General features: G+C 66.1%; 1 protein-coding gene. It reads left to right on the top strand.

Going from position 1 to position 1,288, the window contains the following annotated elements; genetic code table 11:
• Positions 1–1,288 (top strand): ABC transporter substrate-binding protein (locus tag ABZ312_RS45110; protein ID WP_500440231.1); only part of this gene is annotated, 1,288 nt, incomplete at both ends.

The following is a 1,288-nucleotide window of genomic DNA, read 5'->3' on the forward strand; positions in this document are numbered from 1 at the left end:
CCCTCACGATGGGGATCACGGACAAGGTGACGGCGGTCGATCCGGCCGCCGGTTACGACGTCGGCTCCTGGATCGTGTTCAACAACGTCTTCCAGTCGCTGCTCAGCTTCCCCAGGGGCGCCACCAAGCCCGAGCCCGAAGCCGCGGAGAGCTGCAAGTTCACCGACGCGCAGAGCAGGACGTTCGACTGCACGCTGCGGCAGGGTCTGAAGTTCAGCAACGGTGAGGCGCTGACGTCGCAGGACGTGAAGTACTCCTTCGAGCGCACCATCAAGATCAATGACGAGAACGGTCCGGCGGTGCTGCTGGACGCGATCAAGACGATCGACACGCCCTCGCCGGAGCGGGTGGTGTTCCACCTGAAGTACTCCGACGCGACGTTCCCGATGAAGATCGCCTCGGGTGCGGGTTCGATCGTGGACCACACGCAGTACCCGGCGGACAAGCTGCGCACGGACGGCAAGGCGACCGGTTCCGGCCCGTACAAGCTGGACTCCTACGAGGCCGGCGAGCAGGCGGTGTTCTCGGTCAACGGGGACTACCAGGGCACGGCGCAGATCCGTAACTCCGGTATGACGATGAAGTTCTTCGGTGACGAGCCGGCGCTGAAGAAGGCGGTGGAGGACGGGTCGGTGGACCTGGCCTACCGTGGTCTGGACTCGGCCGACATCGCCTCGCTGCAGAGCAGTTCGATAGCCGGCGACACCGGGATCCAGGTCGTGGAGGGCACCGGCGCCGAGGTCCAGCACTTGGTGTTCAACCTCAAGGACCCGGTGGTGGGCGACAAGGCGGTGCGGCGTGCGGTGGCCTATCTGATCGACCGCAAGGCGTTCATCCGGGACGTCTACCAGCGCACCGCGACCCCGTTGTACTCGATCGTGCCGGCCGGTATCACCGGTCACAACACCGCGTTCTTCGACCGCTACGGCGAGGGCGGCGACCGTGCCGGGGCGCAGGCCGTGCTGGCGCAGGCGGGGATCACGAGCAAGGTGTCCTTCACGCTGTGGGCGACGCCGGTGCGGTTCGGGCCGGGCACCGTGGCGGAGCTGAAGGCGATCGCCAAGCAGCTCAACGACAGCGGGCTGTTCGACGTGGACGTTAAGAGCGCCGACGCCGACCAGTACGCCAAGGACATCGAGGCCGGCAAGTACGCCGTGTACGTGCGCGGCTGGGTGCCGGACTACCCGGACCCGGACAACTTCACCGCCCCGTTCTTCGGTGACGGCAACGTGCTGTCCAACAACTACGTCAACAAGAAGATCACCGGCGAGCTGATCCCGCGCACCGC

Origin of the sequence: Streptomyces sp. NPDC006207 (assembly GCF_040613835.1) — a bacterium.
GTDB lineage: Bacteria > Actinomycetota > Actinomycetes > Streptomycetales > Streptomycetaceae > Actinacidiphila.